At 64.2% G+C, this 18,627-nt stretch carries 15 protein-coding genes and 1 pseudogene; 8 read left to right on the forward strand and 8 right to left on the reverse strand.

The features are described 5' to 3' along the window. Positions 1–3: 3 nt before the first annotated feature. Positions 4–723, reverse strand: coding sequence for a polymorphic toxin-type HINT domain-containing protein (locus tag ACIBKY_RS33350; RefSeq protein ID WP_397102919.1), 720 nt, complete (start codon positions 721–723; stop codon positions 4–6). A gap of 1,074 nt (positions 724–1,797) precedes the next feature. On the opposite strand from ACIBKY_RS33350, the gene ACIBKY_RS33355 reads away from it, so the two are divergent. Next, positions 1,798–2,055 (forward strand): hypothetical protein, encoded by a 258-nt coding sequence (locus ACIBKY_RS33355; RefSeq protein ID WP_397102921.1) that lies wholly within the window; start codon positions 1,798–1,800, stop codon positions 2,053–2,055. A 467-nt stretch (positions 2,056–2,522) separates the two neighbouring features. On the opposite strand, the gene ACIBKY_RS33360 is transcribed toward ACIBKY_RS33355, so the two are convergent. Then, positions 2,523–3,428 carry a hypothetical protein gene (locus ACIBKY_RS33360; protein ID WP_397102922.1) on the reverse strand — a complete coding sequence of 302 codons (906 nt, stop codon included), beginning with the start codon at positions 3,426–3,428 and terminating at the stop codon, positions 2,523–2,525. A 155-nt stretch (positions 3,429–3,583) separates the two neighbouring features. Between ACIBKY_RS33360 and ACIBKY_RS33365 the strand changes: the two genes are divergently transcribed. Both ACIBKY_RS33365 and ACIBKY_RS33370 read left to right on the forward strand, forming a co-directional pair. After that, positions 3,584–3,763, forward strand: coding sequence for a hypothetical protein (locus ACIBKY_RS33365; protein WP_397102924.1), 180 nt, complete (start codon positions 3,584–3,586; stop codon positions 3,761–3,763). 133 nt (positions 3,764–3,896) lie between these two features. After that, positions 3,897–4,157 carry a hypothetical protein gene (locus ACIBKY_RS33370; protein WP_397102926.1) on the forward strand — a complete coding sequence of 87 codons (261 nt, stop codon included), beginning with the start codon at positions 3,897–3,899 and terminating at the stop codon, positions 4,155–4,157. A 43-nt stretch (positions 4,158–4,200) separates the two neighbouring features. On the opposite strand, the gene ACIBKY_RS33375 is transcribed toward ACIBKY_RS33370, so the two are convergent. Both ACIBKY_RS33375 and ACIBKY_RS33380 read right to left on the reverse strand, forming a co-directional pair. Then, positions 4,201–4,617 carry a hypothetical protein gene (locus tag ACIBKY_RS33375; protein WP_397102928.1) on the reverse strand — a complete coding sequence of 139 codons (417 nt, stop codon included), beginning with the start codon at positions 4,615–4,617 and terminating at the stop codon, positions 4,201–4,203. A 123-nt stretch (positions 4,618–4,740) separates the two neighbouring features. Continuing rightward, positions 4,741–5,262: a MerR family transcriptional regulator gene (locus ACIBKY_RS33380; protein ID WP_397102930.1), complete on the reverse strand. Its 522-nt coding sequence runs from the start codon at positions 5,260–5,262 to the stop codon at positions 4,741–4,743. 109 nt (positions 5,263–5,371) lie between these two features. Here ACIBKY_RS33380 and ACIBKY_RS33385 point away from each other — a divergent pair. From ACIBKY_RS33385 to ACIBKY_RS33405, 5 genes and pseudogenes are all read left to right on the forward strand, one after another. After that, positions 5,372–5,788: pseudogene (locus ACIBKY_RS33385) on the forward strand (NAD(P)-binding domain-containing protein); the annotation flags it as partial. 45 nt (positions 5,789–5,833) lie between these two features. Next, positions 5,834–6,220 carry a hypothetical protein gene (locus tag ACIBKY_RS33390; RefSeq protein ID WP_397102966.1) on the forward strand — a complete coding sequence of 129 codons (387 nt, stop codon included), beginning with the start codon at positions 5,834–5,836 and terminating at the stop codon, positions 6,218–6,220. Between the two features lie 507 nt (positions 6,221–6,727). Next, on the forward strand, positions 6,728–7,039 hold the full coding sequence (locus ACIBKY_RS33395; protein ID WP_397102932.1) for a hypothetical protein: 312 nt from the start codon (positions 6,728–6,730) through the stop codon (positions 7,037–7,039). A 732-nt stretch (positions 7,040–7,771) separates the two neighbouring features. Continuing rightward, on the forward strand, positions 7,772–8,017 hold the full coding sequence (locus ACIBKY_RS33400; protein ID WP_397102934.1) for a hypothetical protein: 246 nt from the start codon (positions 7,772–7,774) through the stop codon (positions 8,015–8,017). A gap of 96 nt (positions 8,018–8,113) precedes the next feature. Beyond that, the gene (locus ACIBKY_RS33405) at positions 8,114–8,641 is read left to right on the forward strand and encodes a hypothetical protein (protein WP_397102936.1); all 528 of its coding nucleotides are present in this window, start codon (positions 8,114–8,116) and stop codon (positions 8,639–8,641) included. Positions 8,642–9,143: 502 nt separating this feature from the next. On the opposite strand, the gene ACIBKY_RS33410 is transcribed toward ACIBKY_RS33405, so the two are convergent. The 4 genes from ACIBKY_RS33410 to ACIBKY_RS33425 all read right to left on the reverse strand — a co-directional run bounded on the left by ACIBKY_RS33410 (position 9,144) and on the right by ACIBKY_RS33425 (position 17,662). Continuing rightward, positions 9,144–10,100 (reverse strand): ankyrin repeat domain-containing protein, encoded by a 957-nt coding sequence (locus ACIBKY_RS33410; RefSeq protein WP_397102938.1) that lies wholly within the window; start codon positions 10,098–10,100, stop codon positions 9,144–9,146. A gap of 102 nt (positions 10,101–10,202) precedes the next feature. Next, positions 10,203–15,413 carry an Ig-like domain-containing protein gene (locus tag ACIBKY_RS33415; RefSeq protein WP_397102940.1) on the reverse strand — a complete coding sequence of 1,737 codons (5,211 nt, stop codon included), beginning with the start codon at positions 15,411–15,413 and terminating at the stop codon, positions 10,203–10,205. Positions 15,414–16,416: 1,003 nt separating this feature from the next. Beyond that, positions 16,417–16,677: a hypothetical protein gene (locus ACIBKY_RS33420; protein WP_397102942.1), complete on the reverse strand. Its 261-nt coding sequence runs from the start codon at positions 16,675–16,677 to the stop codon at positions 16,417–16,419. A 301-nt stretch (positions 16,678–16,978) separates the two neighbouring features. Continuing rightward, positions 16,979–17,662 carry a hypothetical protein gene (locus tag ACIBKY_RS33425; RefSeq protein WP_397102944.1) on the reverse strand — a complete coding sequence of 228 codons (684 nt, stop codon included), beginning with the start codon at positions 17,660–17,662 and terminating at the stop codon, positions 16,979–16,981. Positions 17,663–18,627 lie beyond the last annotated feature (965 nt).

Below are 18,627 nucleotides of genomic sequence, written 5' to 3' on the forward strand. Positions count from 1 at the left end.
GCGCTATCCAAGGAGTTCGCCGAGCTTCTCGAAGAATCCGATGTCTTTCTCCGCCTTTTCCACCTTTCCTTCGAGGCTGTCGGCGAACTTCGCCGGGTCCTTGCCCATCTCCTTCGTCGCGTAGTTGTGCAGCTTGACCAGCGGCGGAGTCCCCGGCGCCTTCTTGGCGAACGACGGGAGCTGATGGAGCGCCGGGACCGACGCCTGCGGCTGGATCACCGGAGCGTGGCCCTGCGCCGCCCGGTTCTCCGGCATCCTGCGCTTGTCCGCGTTGGCCTTGACGCCGCAGGCGAGCGGGCCCCTGCCGCCCCGGTTGCGGACCAGGACGTCCTCGTCCGCACCGGCCAGGTAGTACGTGTGGTCGGTCGCCACCGTCAGGTTGCGCACCCGCTGGGGCTGCGCGTAGGCCCGCACTGGGCGCACCGTCACCGTGCTGCCGTCCTCGGCGCGCAGGACCGTGCCCGGCCGTACCTTTCCGGCGTTCACCCACTCCTTGCCGGCCTCGTCCCAGAACGGGTGGTTGGCGGTGGCCACGATCACGCCGGTGTCGCCGACGCCGATCTCGACCAGGTCCTTGGGCCCGTCGCTGATGATGGTGGCCACCACGGTCCTGGCCCGCGTTCTGCCGGTCTCGGGATCGCTGGCCGTGACCGGCCTACGAGACTGGCAGAGACCGTTGATCGAGTGATCTGTATTCACCTGTGGGGGAAGATCGGTGGTCACTTTGAGTGGTCACCGGCGGCGTAGCGGCTCCAGGGGCTTCTGACTGCCGCAGCCTGGCGTGTCGTGGCTTGGGGGGTGTGGCCGAGCATCTCGGCAACGACCGGGGCTGGAGCTTGCAGTACGGGCTGGCGCAGCGCGGCCTCCCTGGCGGCGCCGTCCATTGGTCAGCCGCGAATGTCATGTAGTCGGAGATTCCATCCGCTGAAATCGCGGGCGGTGAGAGATTCGGAGCGGAATCTGACGTTCACGGGGTTCCTGCCGGGCGGCGGGCCGGTCTCGCTACGAACGTGGTCAACGCCGGATTCCGCTCGACTTCACAGCGCATCGTGGTCAGTACAATCTCCAAGCTGTATCGCTGCGCTGACCTTGGTCCGAGCCGAACAAGACGCCGAGGGCCGGCCCGCCCTGATCAGCTGGCTCCGTACCTGACCCGACAAGCAGCACTTAGGGCAGGTCCCACCAGCAGCGCTGTTGCTGGGCGACGACGACGAGGGCCGAGGCGTTCTGCGGCAGTTTCGCGTGTAACAGGGGACGGCCCCGGCCGGGGGAGACTACGGCTTCGCTGCGCTGGCGTCACTGCGGAGCGAAGCCGTTCGTCATGTGACGGAAGGGATGAGCGGCATGATGATCATGGTGTGTACGGGACTGGTACGGGCGAGCACGGTTGGAGCACGGAATGGCCGGAACTGTGTTCTGTTCGGGCGGCCAAGCGCATGTATCCGCAGGTCGGTGCCATGATCTAAGCGCGCCCTGCAGGATTCGAACCTGCGACCGTCGGATTCGAAGCAAGATCGTCTAGTGTCTAGCCGTGTCCGATCGTGATTCTTTGTCCCGGTCCATGGTGATTGCAGTGTCGGGTCGTGACGCGCCCTGTCCCTAGATGTCGGGACGGCCGAGCACGGGCCGAGCACGGCGACCTACCGTTGGGGGTGTGGGGGCGTTAGCCGACGTCGGCGTGCTGATCGGGCGAGTCATTCATACGACAGGAAACTCGCTGGCTGCGTGATGTTGCCCGCGGGGCGGTAAACACGCCGACCGGGCCAACACTCGCCGGGCGGTGTAGCGTTCACGGTCGTGACCACCGTGTACCATCCCGACACCGTCGGGGCCGATGATGCTGCGGTCGGTGACCTGGTCGATATCGTCTTCGCCGTCAGCACCCGCTGCGCCTGCCAACTGCGACTGCTGAGCGCGCCACTCGGTGAGGCCGATTTGGGCGACGGCGAGCGCCGGCAACTGGCCGTCGCGGCCGCCGAGCTTATTGACGTGCTACGAACCCCCGGTCAGTCGATGAGGTTCAAGGTGAACGATCCCCGCGTCCCGCCTGCTTGATCAGATCTGGATCCGGAACGTTCTCCGTTGTCAGCCGTACCTCACCGGCAAACATCGCATACACGGCATGAACATCCAGGTCATCGCCACACGATGCAGGAAAATCCTGTGGACCTAAGGCGCGCTACCGGGCAAGTCTCACGACCTGACCGCCGCCCGCATCTGGGGCATCCCGCGCGCACTCGATCACGCTGGGATCATCACCCTGGCCGACAAGGCCTACCAAGGAGCCGAAGGCCCGGTCCACTCCCCGTACAAGGGCAAGAACAAAACCGCGTCCCAGAAGCGGGGCCAACCGCTTCGACGCCAGGCTCCGCGGCCCCGGAGAACACGCGAACGCCCAGAGGTGGAGCTGGAAGATCCTCCGGCACGACGCTGCAGCCCTTCCAAGGCTGGACACCTGTGTAAAGCCATCGCTGTCCTGCGGAATCACCGAGTTGCGCAGGCAGTGTGAGGATGAAAAGCGTTCAATCTACTTTCAGGTCCAGTCTTTCCCAGTATGTGGCGCTCCTACCTTTGCAGGGAGGTTGCATATCGGGGTTTAGTGTCCAGTAGCAGTGCCCATACTGAACCTCTGGTTGCGCAACCGCGGTGGTTCTGAAGGGACTGCCGTGGTCGTCGACTGTGTAGACAGTGGGTTTCCGCCCTGGCTCGATCACAGTGATGTCGATGGCCCACTCAATAGCGCTTTGGGATTGTGAGACGGACGCATCGATCGTGAAGATCTCTTGTTCGCCGGGTTCAAGGGTCACCGTCTTCTCGTCGAAGTAGGCGTAGTCCGAGTTGTCGCGGACTGCTCGGGCTTCGGCCGACGCGTCGTCCAGGTACATGTGGAGCTGAATGTTGTCCTGGTTTCCGCCGGAGCCTGGACGGAAGAGCGTTCCGGCGATGGGAGGCTGACGCTTGATGATGCGCGCGCGCATGCCGGTGATGTTCGCCTGGCGGCGGCCTTGGACGGTCAGTTTGACGTAGCTGGCACCCGCGCCCCAATAGCCGGGTCTTGTTGTGAGCCAGGATTCTAGGCCCTGGTCGTTCAGGGACCGTAGTTCTGCTGGAGATAGGACCATCGGCTCTGCGAAGGCCACCTTGCCGAATTCGCCCAGCTCCACGTTGGCGGATGTGGCAATGGCGGCCCCGTCGTCTCTGGGGGCAGTTGGGGTGGGCGGTAACTGCACCTGTGGGCAGTTGATGATGTTGCCATTGCCGACGGGCGCGCAGTCACCGTCGCCGATCCGGGTGAGAGGAGCAGGCGAGGACGCGGCTTGGCACGAGATGATCGCGATCGGGATCGCCACAAGAGCGCATACAGCACCCACCGCCTGCCACACGGGAGACCGAAATGTTTTTCGAATGAAGGAGCGCTCGTCGGCCATGATTCCCCTTCTCTGTTGAAGTCCATATTGCCCTGGAACGCTCCTAGCGGGAGAGAAATCGAGGACGATATCCCCTCCGCATTGCCTTGCGGCCCCCTGCGGCTGCAAAATGCGGCGGTGAAGCCCTGCGACCTATGCTGGAGGCGGCCGGACAGTTGACCCGCGTCGACGCGGGTCAGGCGCGGGGAGCCTACATCGACGCCATCGGATCAGCCGTCATCGCTGGCAGCCGGGGCGAACTCGGCCTCGGGCGTACGGTGGCCGAGACCGTCCGCACCGCGCCCGCGGGACCGCTTCCGGAACGGCCGGCCGACGCGCTGCTCGACGGCTGGTGACCCGGTTCGCCAAGGACTTCGGCACGGGCCTCGAGGTCGAAGCGCGTCCTGGAGGCGTGTTGCCAGAAGCCCAACGCAGGTCAGATGACAACCCGCGCTGGCTCTGACTGACCTACCTGGTGGCCACGGACATGTGGGACGACCCGACCAGACGCTGCACGACCTGGCAGAGTACGCGGTCGCGGCTCGCGAGATCGGCGCGCTCCACTTCCTGCCTCAGGCCCTTACCCACCGCGCCGCCGTACACGTGTACGCGGGCCACTTCGACGCGGCCGTCACTCTGATCGAAAAGTCCGACGCGATCCTGAGGGTGACCGGCAAATCCCATACGGCACTGGAGGCTGGGTACACGAGCGCGAGAAGGAGATCACCCAAACGCTGGTGGAGCTGCTGATCGTCTCACCCTGACGATGGTGGCGGCCAGAATCGGACGATGTTCAGTCCCAATAGTTGAAGAGCGCTTCGCCGAGCGTGACGGGCGCCCAGTAGGTGATGTCCGCTGCCGAGACGCTGGGCCAGGAGGCCGCGTCGAGGGGGCCATTCAGTTCGGAGGCCGCGAGCACCTCGAATCCCGGTTGCTCTGCCAGGGCAGTTGCGAGCGTAGGAACGTCCACGAATGTCAGCGGACCCGTCTCCCTGGTGCCGTCTACGAAGGCGATGGTTCGGGGCTTCGAGATGGCCAGGACTGCCAAACCGCGCGGGCAGACCACGGCGACGGTGTGCTCATGATAGGCGACGAGCCCTTGATGGAAGTTGGGCGTCACATCGTCAGCGAGGCGGAACTCGATCAATCTGCCCTCGGTGAGTCGAGCGGATGTGATGCAGGCGCGCTTGAACTCGCGGACGTTCACCATCCAGTGAAGATATCCACCTGGAACATTCCGCAGCGATCAGTGCCTCTGGTACGCGGGGCATCAACCAGCTACCCCATGATCAACGGTAATGCCGCAGAGGGTGTCCTCAAAGCTCTGCATGATCTACTGCGAGAGCGAGTCCTGGCCTGGTGGTGCAAGACGATCGGTCAGTGGCGTTGAGGCGTCGGCAGATGGAGGCGGTGGATCAGATAGTTGGGGCAGGTTGGGCTTTGGACCAGGCGAACGAACGGGTGGCAGCATCGTGTCGCACTCCAATGGGTCGGCGGGATTTAGTCGAGAGGTGGCTTCGACGAGAGCGTCCAGCCTGTCCCGTGCAGCCAAGAGATCGGCCGCGGCAGCGCTGAGCCGTTCCCGTTCACGGTGCAGGTCAGGGAGCATTCCGGCGCAGGAAGGTGTCAGCGCCTCGCCGTCATCGGTCATGCAGGGCAGCACCTCGCCGATCGTCGTGGTGCTGAGCCCGGCCGCGAGCATGAGACGAATGCCTCGCACCGTGGCGGCGTCCTCCTTCCGGAACTCCCGATACCCGCTGGGCCGCCGTAGCGGCCGGAGCAAGCCCTGTTCCTCGTAGTAGCGCAACGAGCGCACGCTGGCGCCCGTGATCCGGGACAGCTCTCCGATCCGCATGTGACAACCGCCACTTCGAGTTGACTCTCACGCCGGTGTGAGAGTCCAGCCTATTCGCATGACAAAACAGCATTAATCCGGACAGGACAGCGCTGCGGTCACCGTCGTCGGTCTGGGACCGATGGGGTCGGCGCTGGCAGAGACGTTTCTTGGTGAGGGCCAGTCCCTGACGGTCTGGAACCGTACCGCAGGGAAGGCCGAGGCTCTGGTCGCCAAAGGGGCGCGCTGCGCGGCCACTGTCGCCGAGGCCGTGGCCGCGAGCCCTGTCACGATCACGTGCCTCAATGACTACGCGACCATGTATCAGGTCTTTGACTCCGCCGGCGGTGCGTTTCAGGGTCGTACGCTGGTGAATCTCACCTCGGGAACGCCGGCAGAAGCTCGCGCGACGGCGGGCTGGGCGACCGAACGCGACCTCGACTATCTCGATGGCGCGATTATGGTGCCCCCGCCACTCGTCGGACAGCCTGAATCGGTCTTCCTGTATGCCGGTCCACGGGAAGTCTTCGACCGGCACCGGGCGGCCCTGGCGTTCCTGGGCGATCCCCGGCACCTTGGCGCCGATCCGGGCCTGGCGGTGCTGTTCAACACGGCACTGCTCGAAATGATGTACGCGACCCTGAACGGATTCCTGCACGGCGCCGCCCTGGTCGGCTCGGCGAACGTGCCCGCCGCCGAGTTCGCCGAACTCGCGCTGGGCTGGTTCATGCCCGTGGTGCTGGATCCTGCGAGCCTCGCCGAACAGGCGCCGAACCTGGACGAGGGCGCATACCCCGGTGACCTCGGAACCATGTACATGAACCTGAACGCGCTGGAGCATATCGTCCGCACCAGTGTCGAGCAGGGCGTCCACTCTGACCAGCCACGGTTGATGAAGGAACTCGCCGAACACGCGATCGCTCAAGGGCACGGCACCGAGAACTATTTCGCCATGTTCGAGATCTTCAAGAAAGGCTGAGAGCCGATGTTTGCGGTAGCCGGTGATTGATGGGCCCATGCTCTGAAGGAGGCCACGCACGGCTCTCGTGAGTCAGCTCGAGATGGGAAGAGCCGTGTGCGGCCCCTGGTGCTGCCGATGGTCCCGAAAAGCGTGCACCGCTTCATAACTCGTCGCGTGGTGCTTGATCTACGGGATTGACCAGCGAAGGCGGTAGGGCAAGATCGGGCCTTGTGCCGATTCGTCTGCTGTATTTGACCTTGATTCGGGTGTTCGGCTGGCTGGTGTTGCTGGGTCGTGCAGGCGTCCAAAGACGTCGAGATCATGATGCTCCGGCATGAGGTGGCCGTGTTGAAGCGTCAGGTTGTCTGACCGAAGCCGGACTGGGCCGATCGGGCGGCTTTGGCCCGCTTCCTGCCGTTGGTGCTGCGAGCTCATCGGCTTGTCACGTCGTGCACCTTGTTGGCCTGGCATCGGTGTTGGGTCAAACGCTCGTGGACCTACCCGCATCGCGCCGGTCGTCCTGCGATGAGCAAGGAGATCCGGGAACTGGTCTTCCGCCTGGCCCGCGAGAACGCACGGTGGGGTAGCGGCGGGTACGTGGCGAACTGGTTCGCCTCGGCGTGCCGGTTGGCGAAGCGACTGTGCGACGGATCCTGTGTTCGCGCTGGCGCCGGCCGACACCACGCAACCTCGACACCCCCTTGGCGAACATTTCTACGGCTGCAAGCGAAGGGATTGTTGGCCTGCGACTTCTTCCACGTCGACACGATCTCCCGGAAACGCCTGTACGTGTTGTTCGTGATGGAGGTGGAAACACGGCGCGTACACGTCCTGTGAACTTTTCATGCTCACGGGATGGCGAAAAGATTCTTCTTAGGTGTGACCTCGAGCAAGCTCTTTGGCTCAAGCTCCAGATTGCTCTATAACTTCTAGCAGGAACGTACGACCTGAGGCTGTAAAAGGAAGTATGAGTAGCGCCGAGGTCATCAAGAGGATGACCAGCACAAGGGGGATCGTGAGCAGCGCACCTATGGCGACACGTTGCCATGCCGCAGATAGGATTACCACAAGACACTTCGGCTGTGACGGCACTGACGGGCAGCGTCTTGGCCTTAGCCGTGAGCAGCACGCCTAAGGCGTTACTTGGTACCTTGTGAGTACATAGAAAACCCCTGTCGCTGGCATCGCTGCTTCGACTGTACTCGCACACGCCGGCAGGCGCGGATAACTCAGAGGTAAGCCTTTTCTGTCCTCGACTTAGAGGTTGATTGATGCGCGGATGCGCATTTGGCACGCTAGACTAGCGGTGAAGGCAAAACACATTGGCTTCATTTGCTGAGAAAGGCCCTTCCTGGCTGGGAAGGGCCTTTCTGTGCGCCCTGGCCCTTCGGCGCTTATGCCGCTTTAGCCCAATGGCAGACGCACCGGTCTTAAGGAGCCCCGGTTTGAGTCCTGTGGGGCTCAAGAACACGATTCGCCGCCAGCTCCGGCGTTCATCGCCTGGTCGGGTTGGGCGTTCCTGGGGCGTGGGCGACTGGTGCGGGTTGCCTGGGATCATGGTTCGTGCTCTTGTCCACGGTGTACGCCGTCACTCGACGTCTGCTGTCTGTGCCCGCGCTGTTGTTTCGCGGTGACGTCTCCAAGGAGGCGGAATCGCTGGTACTCAGGCACGAGAACACGGTTCTGCGCCGTCAGGTCCGACGGGTGCGCTATGAGCCCGCCGATCGCCTGTGGTTGGCGGCGCTCTCGTCTCTGATACCCCGGCGCCGCTGGGCGAAGATCTTCTCGATCTCCCCGGCTACCCTGCTGACCTGACACCGCAAGCTCGTGGCGAGCACGTGGGACCACAGCCGGCGGCGTCGTCCCGGGAGACCGCCCACCGCTGCTGCGGTCAAGACTCTGGTGCTGCGCATGGCCGCCGACAATCCCACTCGGGGTCACCGGCGGATCCACGGCGAACTGAGCCGCCTCGGTCACAAGATCGCCGCTTCGACCGTGTGGAACATCCTTAACCAGGCCGGCATCGCACCGCAGCGGACCAACGTGGAAGCAATTCCTGACAGCACAGGCCGAACGCATCGTCGCCGTCGACTTCCTGCACGTCGACACCATCAACCTCAACCGCATCCACGCCCTGGTCCTGCTCGAGCATTGCAGCCGTCGTACCCACTGCTTGGTGTGAGGGCCAACCCCACGGGCGAATGGACCGCCCAGGCTGCCCGCAACTTCCTCATGGACACCGACATGACGAACATCAAGTTCCTGATACGCGACCGTGCCGGCCAGTTCGCCGAAGCCTTCGACACGGTCTTCGCCGATGCGGGCCTGCGCGTCCAAAGAGTCCGCCACAAGCCCCGAAAGCCAACGCACACTGCGAGCGGATACCTGGAGCACTACAACGGGGCCCGGCCTCGGCTAGCTAAGCCCATCCCAAGCTGAAACCGGACCGCCATCGCCAGTCGACCTGGCAAGCCATCGGGTCCACCGCAGGCCCGTTCTCGGCGGTCTCGTCAACGAATACCAGATCGCCAGCTGACGCTACCAAGAATCCGCAGGTCAGACATCGAATCCTATCTTTCAGCCCCACAGGCCCTCCACTTGTGGCCGTGCCCCGCGCGATCCCCAGCCGCGCGGCGACGGCGAGGTCGGAGTTACCTCGCGCGCACTCCAGCACGATCCGTGCTCGTAACGCCAGCTCCTGTGCCGTCGATCGGCGAGACGCCCAGCCCTGCAAGTTCATCCGCTCGCCCGCGGTCAGCACCAGCGGTGGCAGCCTGCTGTCTCCCACACCCTCTGCACACTCCCACCCGAGTCCGAAGTCACCACCCAGCTACACAAAGCAACACAAGTGGTGACCACGCGACTCGAAGCCAGCTCACTAGGTCGCCACCGGCCCGGCCAGCGACGGTCATGGCATCGTCACAAGCTTGACTGCCCGGCCTCAGCGGTCTCGTTCCGGCAGGCGCAACCACCGGTCCGGCGGGCCGACGATGGCGCGGGCGTCGGGCGGGCGCAGCCCGGTCTTGGCGCATATGTATGCCAAGGCCTCGCCCTGGTAGAGGTATTCGGCGAGAATCTCGTCGGCCGTCAGGTGTCCGCCCGCGTCGCCGCCGCCGGGAAGTGTGTCGGAGTCCTCGATCTCCCCATCGCGGCTGACAAGCCCCTGGTCGCCGCTCTTGGGGTTGGCGAACAGGCTGTAGCAGACGGTTCCCTCGGACAACGGCAAGGTCACTTCGGGAGTGGAGGGGACGTATCCCCAGGGTTGGATGACGACGCATCCACCAGGTACGTCGGTGACGCCGACGATGCCCAGGTGGGCGTTGGGATCGGCCCAAGGATCCATGGTGGTGTCGTCCACCGGCCAGGCTTCCAGCCGCCGCGCAGCCTCGGCCGCGGTGAGATCCGCGACGCACGCCACACCCATGTAGTCGTCGATGTCGGCCAGCGCGGCGATCAGCCGATGCGCCTGCGCCGCCGTCGCGGCCTCGTCCGGGGTCAGGCCGGGGTGCCCGGCGGGGACCGGGAACAGATCCGGGTTCGGACCGGCGAGCGCGAGCCGTCCAGGAGACCACCCGGCCATCATGGGCCGCCAGGGGTCCGCACCGGCGGCGACCAGGGCACGGGCGTTGTCCAGGCGATGGGTGAACACCGCCGTCCACAGGGCGGTCCGGTCGTCGAACTCGGCGTCGACGTCAACGACGCGACGGGCCAGCTCGGCCACCGTCTCAGGCGTCCCCCATTCGGCCGCGAAGTGCAACGGCCTTCCCTCGTAGCCGCCGAAGGCGTAGACACCCGAATCGGGGTCGGCGCCCGCTTCCAGCCTGGCGCGGATCGCCGCGAGGTCAGCCCATCCGTGCCCATCGATTCCGGACCAGCCCGCCGGTAGAGGCTCGGACATGACGCTCCCTCGGATCGGTATTTCATGGACGGGCACGATTATTCCGTATCAGAACGGTCCGCCTCGGCCCTCTGTCGAGTGACAGAGGGCCGAGGTCGGGGTTCAGCTTCTGGTTCTCACCAAGAAGGGGTCCTTGTCGGCGAGCCTATTTCGCGAATAGAACGTTCTGAGCCAGGTCCATCCGTGGTTCCTGTTCTGCAGGCCATTGATAGGTCTGACGGAGTAGTCGTTCCCCACCTTTCCCTGGTACGTGCTGGCGAAGGGGAACTCGTCACACTGCAGACCGGCCTGGGTGTAGTGCTGCACCCACTTCAGGCTCGGGTTCAGCTCCCAGTAGTACAGGTCGCATTCACCCTTCGTCAGATGGCCGTTCACCTGCCTCTCCCAGTTGAACTTCTTCCGGTTCTCATCCGCGTTCTTCTTGCCCAGGAGGCGGGTCAGCGGATGCGATCCCGCGACGTCGGCGTTGCCCGGGATGGTCTTGACCTGGCGCACGTTGTTCACCAGTTTGTAGGGCCAGGTGTTCTTGTTGTCCGGTGTCTTTAGGGCGTCGGCGATATGGTCGATGACCGCGTCCATGGGTTTCCCTGCCGCCGTCGCCGCGCTCTTCGACATCGTGAAGACGGGGGTGACGGTGAAGATGCAGGCGCCGGTGTGCACGCCATAGGTGTTGTTCGCCGCCGCTCTCACCGTGCTCGGTGGGTCCTCGTCCTCCTGCCCGAGGGTGAGCTCGTCACAACGGGTGGTCGGGGCGTACGCGTGGCTGGGACCACCACAGACGCGAGTCGTCCCGATGACCTTGCCCACGTCCAAGCCCATGTCGTCGAAGCAGCCGGTGTTCCACAGCGGGATCGCCTGCTTGTCCCAGGTTGTGTCGACCTCACCGTCCGAGTCCCACTCGTCCAGGGTGTTGTACAGCCGGGGACGAAGGGTGCAGGTGCTGACACGGTCGCTGTCGGGGTCGGAGTAGAAGCGGAAGAAGGTGTCACCGCTGGCCTTGAACTTGGCGATGCTGTCCCGGAACGTGTAGATACCGTCCGCGTACTCCTGCCAACCCTTGGCCCTCATCTGGCTGAGGACTGCAGGCGTGAGGTTGCACGTGGAGCCGCTTTCGCCCTTCGAGCTAATCACCAGGCCGATTCGGTACTCGTCGAGCTTGTCGGCCGGGATCTCCTTCCCGTCGAGGTACGCCACGATATTGCCCAGCCGGGTCCACATCGAGATCGTCTGCGGAGTCAGGCCCGTTCCGCCGACCACGCCCGTGCCGTCGGCGGTCCCCAGATAGGTGTGGTAGACGGTCGTCGCCTCCACGAGATAGCCGTCCTCCACCTGCGGCCGGACGTACTCTCCCTTCTTGATGTAGTCGCCTACGCCGATGAGCTTGCTCCAGCAGGCGTTGTAGCGGGAGGACTTCTGCCAGCCGAAGCTGGCGTTCGGTTGGGGCGCGTTACGGCGACCCTCCGAGCACATTTCCAGGCTCATGTGCTCATAGTCGAAATCGGCGTTCTGTACGGCGGCCGCCGCCTTCTTCGGAGTGCCTGCCTGGCCGGAGTCACCGAGATCGATCTTGACCGGCTGCCATTCCGTCCACGAGGACGCCGCGAAGGCCGACGCGGCGCGAGCACGCCATCGCACCCGCCACCCGTCCTTCAGCTTCCCGCCGGGCACCCGAGCGATTCCCACAGGCCCAGTGGCGATCTCCGTGCTGCCGGACCAGATCCGGCCCTTGCCCTGCGACCGGGCGCCGGGGTCGTGCTCGACCTCGACTTCCACCTTGGAGTGCCGCGCCAACCGGCCGGACACCTTGACCATGAGCTCCGGAGCCGTGGTCGGTACGACGGCCTCCTCGGCCTTCGAGGAGCGGGTCCACACCTTGTCGATGGACAACGAGGCCTTGGCCGTACCACGTAGTTGCCGCGGTTGCACCGACCCGGCCAGGAACGTCCACCCGTAGGGCTCCTCGATGGCGTTGCCCGCCGTGTCCGAGGCGGCGGTGACCTCAGCCCAGTAGTAGAGGTCCAGCGGTTCGTCCGGGGTGAACGTCAGCACCGTGTTACGGGCGCTCATCGTGACGCTGCCGGGAACCACCTCGTCGTCGATGTCGGTCAGGACGAAGTTGACGCCGGTCACCGGCTCGCTGAAGGTGACCTTCACCGTGGCGTCGGCCGGCACGTCCTCGGTGCCGTCGGCCGGTTCCACAGCGAGGATCGTCGGCGGTGTCGTGTCCGAACCGGGAGGTGTCGTGGGAGTCGGGGTGGGACCGGCGTTGTCGGTGTAGGTCACCTTCAACGTCGGCGGATGGGCCTCGGCCTCCTCGGTTTCCGACGCGTGGAAGCCGCGGTCGTACTGCGGGGCGCTGGTGGATTCATCAACCCCGCGCACCATCAGGCCATGGTTGTCATGGCCCGCTGCCCAGCCCCGCACGATGTCGGTCACCGGCCAGGTCCACGCGACATCGCTCGGCGGCGAATCGCCCACGCATCCGCCGGGGTCCTTGGCGAGCGCCTCGCCGTTGGTGGTGGTCTGCGGCTGATTGCGCCAGCTCAGGGTTTCGGCACTCCACGCCCCGGTGACCTGCTGCGCCTTGAGAGCCGAGTCGGCGGCGCCACAACCGAAGGAAGCCGAATTCCACAGCTCCAGCTTGGCCTCGGTGATCGCCTTACCCGCCAGCGCCGAGGTATCGAACTTCAGATAGGTCCGCTCAATGGCCCTCGGAGCGCTGCTGCCGTACGCACCCGCCCACACCGTGGGGCCATTAGGGCCGACCGTCCCTTGGTCATCAAGCCAGGTGTCGGTCTGCACCGGCAACGTGATCGTCTTCGGAGCCGACGGCGCCTGGACCGTCGTGAAGGACCAGACGTGCGGGGTGGTCATGATGTTGCCCGCGGTGTCTTTGGCTTTGGTCGCTTCGGCGGTGTAGGTGGCGCTGTGGGCCAGGGGTTGTTGTGGTGTGAAGGTCAGGACTTTGTTGGTGCTGTCCATCGCCGTGGTGCCGGTGATGGTGGTGCCTTGGGAGTCTTTGAGGGTGATCTCTGCCTCGGATACCGGCTCGCTGAAGGTGGCCCGAACGGGTGTGGCGACCGGTACGTCGGCGGCGTTGTTGGCGGGGTCGGTCCCGGTCACCGTGGGTGCAGTCGTGTCGGGTGCCGCCGTGGTGAAGGACCAGACGTGCGGGGTGGTCATGATGTTGCCCGCGGTGTCTTTGGCTTTGGTCGCTTCGGCGGTGTAGGTGGCGCTGTGGGCCAGGGGTTGTTGTGGTGTGAAGGTCAGGACTTTGTTGGTGCTGTCCATCGCCGTGGTGCCGGTGATGGTGGTGCCTTGGGAGTCTTTGAGGGTGATCTCTGCCTCGGATACCGGCTCGCTGAAGGTGGCCCGAACGGGTGTGGCGACCGGTACGTCGGCGGCGTCCTTGGCCGGGTCGGTCCCGGTCACCGTCGGCGCGCTCGTGTCAGGTCCCGTTGTGGTGAACGACCAGGAATGCGGAGACATGGCGTTGTCCCACAGGTCCGTCGCACCGCTGACGGTCGCGGTGTACACGGTGCCGGGCCTCAGCGGCTGACCTGGTGTGAAGGTGACGGTGGCGTTGCCGTACTCACCGGTTTCGCCTGTCGTGGTGGCCACGACACCGCCGTCGGCGTCCTTCAGGACGAGGTCGGCGCCGCGTACGTCCTCATTGAAGGTGACGCTAACGGCGGTGTCAGTCGGTACGTCGCTCGCGCCATCAGCCGGCGTCGTTTCGACGACGGACGGCGGAGCCCCGTCACCGACGTCAGGGTTGGTGGGAGACTCGTCAGTCTCCCCCTCCAGCGGCAGCAACTCGGGGATGGTGTTGTCCGTCTCCGCGTACCGCTGGGTCTCGATCGCCCTGATCTGTTCGGTGCTGAGGACGCTGTTGTCGGGGGTGGCGAGCAGGACCTCCTCCATCGCCAGGGCCTCGCCGTACGTGGGGAAGGACGTCAGATCCCCGCTGGAGTTGAACACCACCCTGACGCGATCCGCAGGCGTGTAGTCGATGAACAACACCGGACCGCGTCCGTCCCCGCCGGTGTACTGGTCGGAACGGTATTGGCGCCAGTTGGCTCCGGCGGCGCCCTCGGTGGCGGCGCGGATCATCAGCCCGTAGTCCGACGTCCCGTCGGCCCACTGCTGCACGATGTCCTGGATCGAGTAGTACAACTCGCCGCTGCCCGAGCAGCCTGCCAACGTGGCGCTGTAGCCGCCGGTGTTGACCACCGCGTTGGTGCCGGTGCTGGACGGCTGGTTGGCCCAGGTCAAGGTGGAGTAGTGGTAGGCCGAGGTGAGTCGGCGCGCGACGATGCCCACGCCCACGCTGGTGCCGCACCCGTTGGCGTGGTAGTTCCACAACCGCAGGTCGGCGTCGTGGATGGTGGCGAAGTCCAGATGGGTGCCATTGATCACGTAGCGCAGGTAGGTGCGCCACAGTTCTCCATCGGCCGACTTCCCCGCACGAAGCCATGTGAACAGGGTCGCCGAGTTGGGGTACTGCACGCTGGAGACGAAGGTGTCGGAGGAGTCCCCCGCGCCGATCCACTCCCCGCTCATCGGCACGATCACCGGGTAGGCCACCGACGGATCGGCCAGGAAGACGGCGTCGGGGGTCAGCACCAGCGAGGTATTGCCGGAGGCGCCGGTGGTCACCGAGGTGTCTACCTTGCCGATCCTGCCCTGTTCCGGCGACTCGATGGCCTTGGCGTCAACGGCCTGCGCCGCCAGCGGCCTGCTCTCCGCCGCGCCCTGCGCCGACATGAGCTGTGGCTTGCCGTCACGGATGCTGTACGCCTTGCCGTCGGGCAGGTTAACGGTCAGCGGAATCTGTATCGGGCTCTTCGGACGCGTACGCAGCACGACGTCCTGAGCGAACCCGTTCGGGAGGGCGGTGAGTACCAGGTCGGCGCCCTCTGCCACCACATCCCGATAAGTAATCTTGTTTCCGTCCACGTTCGGCATGGGCAGCTTGCGGTTCCAGCCGATGGCGACGGTTCCGTCCTTGTCCTTGGCGGTGACCAGGGTCTTGTCACCCTCACCGCCGAAGGTCAGCGGAGTCTTGACCAGCTTGGCCCCCAGCGTGCCGTCGGACTTGGTCACGATCGAGGTGTCGACCGGCTGCCAGGACTTCTTGCCGTCCTTGCTGGACACTTTGAGCTGCACCGGCTCGGTACTCAGCTCAGCATGCAGCGTTTTGCCATCGGTGTTGGCCCACACCTTCATGGTTTCGGTGTAGTGCGAGGGTAAGGCGACCCGTTTGCCGGTCTTGACGGCTTTCGCCTTGGCCGCCACCATCTTCTCGTCCACCACGGGACTGCCGCCCCGCCGCTCTGAAGGCGCCGAACTCGGCGTAGGTTCGTGCTGCTCAGCCCAGGACGGAGCTGAGGCCATGCTCAGGGCCATAATCGCAGCCACAGCAGTGGCGGCGGCCCTCGCCAGGCGTCTTCTCCGATGCCTGGGGCCGGGTAAGTGCGGTGCTGTCTCCCCGTTTCGCACCAGCAGTGTCACGTAACACTCCTCTGCGCACAGCAGAGTGGCCATGTCGCCACGGCCACTCGAACGGATGTTCCAGACGCAGAGATATCATCCAGATCAACGCAAATAAAGGTCTTTGATCAAGCTGCCATTCGTGATAACCCCACGGGCAGGGCAGGAAGGGAAAGGCCTCTACCTGTTGCTCTTCCCGCGGCAGGCGGGCGAGCGTGCATCACCACGGATCAGACAACGATCGAAGCGCGCCCTGCAGGATTTGAACCTACGGACCGTCGGATTAGAAGCAAGATCGTCTAGTGTTTGGCTGTGTCCGGTGGTGATTCTTTGCCCGGTCCATGGTGATCGCAGTGTCAGGTTGTGCCCGGCCCTGACACGGGTGCCGGGACGGACGAGCACGGGCCGAGCACGGCGACTTACCCGGTAGGCGTTGCGGGGGAAGTCATCCGGTATGGGGACGAGGCTGACATCTGCGACTCTGGCCAGTGCGTGTGCTGGTTCACCGCCACGGGCATGGGGGTGAACCGACGTGCGAGGCCAGCTCGGTGAGGTGGTCTCGAGGTACCCACGCCCTTGGGGAGCTGACTACACTCGGCCTCAAAGTCGCGCCGTCCACAGTATGGGAGATCCTCCAACGGGAAGGCGTCGACCCAGCACCCGAGCGAGCTTCCACCACCAGGGCTGACTTCCTACGATCGCAAGCCGAGGCACTCCTGGCTTGCGATTTCATCGAAGCCGTCACCCTCAACGGACAGCGCCACTGCATCCTGGCCGTCATCGAGCACGCCGCCAGGCGCATCCGCGTTCTTGGCACCACCACTCACCCTACCGGGCGTGGGTGACCCAGGAGATAAGGAACCTCGTCGTGGATCTGGAGGATGCAGGCTGCCGGACCCGGTTCCTGATTCGAGACCGTGACGGCAAGTTCCCCGCTCTCATGGACGAGATTCTCGCGGATGCCGGTATCCAGGCCGTGCTCACCGGCATCCGGATGCCGCGGATGAACTCGATCATGGAGCGGTGGGTGCAGTCGTGCCGTCACGAGCTTCTCGACCGCTGCCTGATCTGGAACGAACACCATCTACGCCACGCCCTGGGTGAGTACAGAAGTTCTATAACGAGCATCGCGCTCATCAAGCCCTCGACCAAGCAGCTCCACTCCGCGCCGTTCCCGAATCGACCCCCCACCTGCGCGCATCATCGACCCGAACATCCATCGACACGACCGGCTCGGCGGAATCTTCCACGAATACACACATGCCGCTTGAACTGCACGGACGCAATTTTCGGCAGGCGCAGTCCTCCGCAAGTACTCGCATGCCGCCTGACCTGCCTGGATGGATGGAGTTATCCGCAGGCGCAATGTGCTGAGACTGAGTGTGTCAGCCATCTTCCCTGCGCGGGCCCATAAAAGAGGTCAAATCACCGTCCGGTATGGGGAGAATATGGCTTAAAACAAAGTTGCGCTCTGGATTGGTTGACCTGACTAGCTGGTCATGGAACTCGGCGTGGGCGAATCTTTCCAGGGCGGTGATACATGCGTTTCGCCAGTGGGGGACGGTGATGGATCCGCCCGCTCCCCGTCCTCTTCTCTGCCCTGCGGGGCTTTGGACGCTGATGGTCTCGTAGTCGAAGCGCGACCCGGCAAGGTAGGGATCCAGGGAACGCTCGTCCCACCCTATCCGCACGTGAAGATCACCTGATGGGTCGAGTGCCGACAGGAGTCGACCTTCAGAGGCGAGCGCAAGGAGATTGTGCCACTCCTGCCAGGCGGGGCTGATGCCTCGATCATGCCAGCAGGCCGTCAGGGCGGTTCCGCCTGAGGGTGTGAGGGCGGCCAAGGCCTCGGGCTGAGCGCATCGCGTTCCATAACTGGGTTCGGCCACGAGGACACCGTCTCCCCATGCGGATATCACGGCATCGTTGATGGCATCCCATCCGCTGTATGGGGAACCATTCGTTTCACCCATTTCTGTCGCGCCGAGGATCCGGCATACCGCTCCGACATCCAATCCTTTAACGGCTGTGAAGCAGGCGGAGTCGACAGTCGTCACATTGAACGCCATGGATGATTCAGGTCCTTTCACCGATTCACTGCCCCGGAGTGGCGGAAGGGGGTGTGCCCCTTCCGCCACTCTTGCCTCTATTGCGGGACGTTGTCTGTGGTGATCATAACCCAGAATGGGTCGTTATCGAGAATCCGGTATCACCAATAGAACCAGTTGAGAGTGGTTCCGGCGGATCCGTTCTGGCTCGCGAATACACGACGAACTGAATAGTTGTCCGTAAGCGCTGCTGTTTTCCAGACTCGACCCCCGCCTTCATAGGAGGAGTTGAATGGGTACTCATCGCATTCAGTATCTACGATGATTGGGAGTGTCGCACAGACAGTGACCACCCGGCCCCTGATATCCCTGCGCAGTCGGGGATCGATAGTTCTGTGGAGAGGTTTTCCCTGGGCGCTGGCACGGGGTGCCATGAAGTTCCCTGGAACAGCTTTATTGCTGTTCGAGGGAGCCGTTGGGCCTGGATTGTAGAAGGCGTCCTTGATGTGTCTTGCCACGGGCGAATGCGCCGCGCTCGTCGTGTCGTACACCATGGTCTTGTTGGCTGTCTCAAAGACGCAACCACCGACGGCGTTGGGGTTGTCGGATGCCGTGCCGCAGGCTACAACTGGTGCCGTGCTGAAGTGGGGGAAGTCCTCGTCTCCGATCTGGGATCCGACCTCGATATAGGGGCTGATGGTGCATGTTCCTACGTAGTCCGGGCCCAGGGCGCCGGGATGGGAGCGGAAGGTGATGAGGCTGCTCTTATTGCTCTCCCATTCCGGCAGGCTGGACTGACTTCCGGTAGACGAGGTCGGCATGCATTGAGAGGTGGTAGGGTCGCCCGCCTTTTTGACGTACGTGCGCAGCGATACCTGTGTGGTGTCTCCCGTGAACGCTTTTCATCCTCACGTTGCTGGCGCAACTCGGCGATTCTGCAGGACGGCGATGGCCTTGCACAGGTGGCCGGCCTTGGATGGGCTGCA

Origin of the sequence: Nonomuraea sp. NPDC050394 (genome assembly GCF_044459065.1) — a bacterium.
Classification (GTDB): Bacteria; Actinomycetota; Actinomycetes; order Streptosporangiales; family Streptosporangiaceae; genus Nonomuraea.

What these genes read in the sequence shown, in the direction of transcription:
- ACIBKY_RS33425 (WP_397102944.1), bottom strand. Translation starts at nt 17,662, where the DNA reads ATGGCGTTCAATGTGACGACTGTCGACTCCGCCTGCTTCACAGCCGTT.
- ACIBKY_RS33375 (WP_397102928.1), bottom strand. Translation starts at nt 4,617, where the DNA reads ATGGTGAACGTCCGCGAGTTCAAGCGCGCCTGCATCACATCCGCTCGA.
- ACIBKY_RS33380 (WP_397102930.1), bottom strand. Translation starts at nt 5,262, where the DNA reads ATGCGGATCGGAGAGCTGTCCCGGATCACGGGCGCCAGCGTGCGCTCG.
- ACIBKY_RS33395 (WP_397102932.1), top strand. Translation starts at nt 6,728, where the DNA reads ATGAGCAAGGAGATCCGGGAACTGGTCTTCCGCCTGGCCCGCGAGAAC.
- ACIBKY_RS33360 (WP_397102922.1), bottom strand. Translation starts at nt 3,428, where the DNA reads ATGGCCGACGAGCGCTCCTTCATTCGAAAAACATTTCGGTCTCCCGTG.
- ACIBKY_RS33405 (WP_397102936.1), top strand. Translation starts at nt 8,114, where the DNA reads ATGGCCGCCGACAATCCCACTCGGGGTCACCGGCGGATCCACGGCGAA.
- ACIBKY_RS33420 (WP_397102942.1), bottom strand. Translation starts at nt 16,677, where the DNA reads ATGGTGTTCGTTCCAGATCAGGCAGCGGTCGAGAAGCTCGTGACGGCA.
- ACIBKY_RS33410 (WP_397102938.1), bottom strand. Translation starts at nt 10,100, where the DNA reads ATGTCCGAGCCTCTACCGGCGGGCTGGTCCGGAATCGATGGGCACGGA.